The 2,058-nt window shown below is 44.8% G+C and carries 2 protein-coding genes; both read left to right on the forward strand.

Features of this window, described 5'->3' with window-relative positions; all coding sequences use genetic code 11:
• The coding region (locus R7044_RS23985; protein ID WP_225455843.1) for a tyrosine-type recombinase/integrase at nt 1-873 on the forward strand (873 nt) is incomplete at its 5' end.
• Entirely contained in the window at nt 870-1,538 is a 669-nt protein-coding gene (locus tag R7044_RS23990) for a hypothetical protein (RefSeq protein WP_169696972.1), read from the forward strand. The genes R7044_RS23985 and R7044_RS23990, both read left to right, overlap by 4 nt.
• The last annotated feature ends 520 nt before the right edge of the window (nt 1,539-2,058 follow it).

Below are 2,058 nucleotides of genomic sequence, written 5' to 3' on the forward strand. Positions count from 1 at the left end.
GCCGCCTCTGTGATGAAGGAATTGCAGGGTAAAGGCAACATCATAGAATCGGTTGGAACAGCTAGAAATTACGAACAAGCACTGAAAACTTGTTGCGATTATTTGAAAGAGTTCAAGCTTGGCTCTCTAAGAGAACTAACCCCAGAACAAGCAAAAAACTACATAGAGTTACGCGCTCACGAATGTAAACAAAGCACAATCGACATGGATCGTCAGGCAATACAAACAATGATGCAGCATGTCACACATAAGTTAGAACCCAATCAAACACTATACCCACCCAAAGAGCTTCCTACATCTAAAAAAGAAACTATTGAAAACTCTCGTTCTTACACGCCAGAACAGGTCAATGCGATCATTCAGCACCAAACCGAGCAACATGCACTCTCAACACAACTTTGTCATGAAGCGGGTCTACGCGCTCACGAACTGTACACACTACGACCTTCTGGCGAAGTAAATCCGAGTCCACGGGACGTACACCAAGATAAATTTTCCCAACTCCCCAATGACTCAAAAACCTACACGGTTCAAGGGAAAGGCGGTCTCATTCGTGAAGTGCAAATCCCCAACTATTTAGCAGAAAAGTTAGAAGAACGCAGACTCGATATGCCGCAGCAAATATCGGACAGAGGTGTGAATTACGAATCGCACTACAACATAGCCGGTGGACACAAATTCTCTGATGCGTTCAGCAAAGCGAGTTCTCGCGCTCTGGGCTATTCAAACGGTGCTCACGGCCTACGCCACAGCTACGCTCAAAATCGTTATGAACAATTGGCGAATCACTTTGAACGTATCGATGTCATGACGATCATTTCTCAAGAGCTAGGGCATTTTCGCCCCGATATAACAGAGGTGTACCTACGATGATTTGGGGATTTTTAACCGTCATAGTCGTGGGATTGGTATTGCTTTTTGCAGCACCATTTCTTGATTTTCTAACCCCCGATAGCACGATTTGGCTAATTGATACATCCAACTCGATGAAACCTGTTTTGCTCGCAAAGGGCTCAGAAACACTCTGGTTTCAGTGGCAATCATGGAGTTACATTTTCATATTCTGTTTAGTCACAGCTTTAATTTTAGGAGTAATGTTCAACACTTTTCGCACGTTCTCAGATGCATCTCTGATAGAAGCGAAACAAAAATTAGCTCAAAAATCAGAAGAGTTGGAGAAATTCAAACAGCAATACCGACAACAGATGGAGCAAGATGTACTACGCGCACACTCACAAAAGGCAGAACAACTAAACCGCAGAGAACGCGAACTCGACACGATTCAAAATCAGGCAGCACGTCAACAAACAGAATCAAGTGAACGATTAAAATTAGCGAATCATGCAATACGCAGGCAGCACAAAGAAACAATGAGCAAACTAGGACAGCGTGATCGGTTGAGTAATGAGAAAAGGCTTATTGCTGAATATCTTAAACATGCAGGTTTAACACTGGATGATGAACCACTGGATTATACAAAGTTAAAGCAATTAGCTAGTAGCTTTGAAAAACGTCACAGTAATCAAAAGGGAGAATAACTTCCCCCGTACCCTCCTCTAAAAATCAAAGATTTTTCCTTAGGGCATTGCCCACCGAAAAGAACTTAAAGGGCTGTTTGAGGAGCTCACGCTCTTTTGTGGACAAGCCCAAAAGGGCAATAAGGTTGCCGCACAAGGCGGCGCTCTCAGCCCTTTCGGCTGCGCCGACCCCTACCCATTTTCGACTCGTTTTGAGTGAATCTGAGCATTGTCTGTGGTCGCTTTCCGTGGAGTTTTTTCTCGTACCCTTTCGGGCTGCCCTGCGCTGTGTGTAAAGGCTTTCGCCCCCCGTCCGAGTCACACAACACTAATCAGTTATTCCTTTTCCGCTTGTCCCCGTCTAGCAGCTACAACAGGGCGGTTTTATCGTGCTTTCGCAAGTTTTGATTAGTGCCTTTACCTGCCACCTATCGGACTTCCCTTGGTCGGTGGCTGATGCGCATCGCTCTGTCCAAAACATCTTGATCCAAACAGAGTGCAGGAATACTTGAAGTGCTTAAACGATATGGGCTATCATGAA

Source organism: Vibrio sp. 1402 (genome assembly GCF_033340275.1).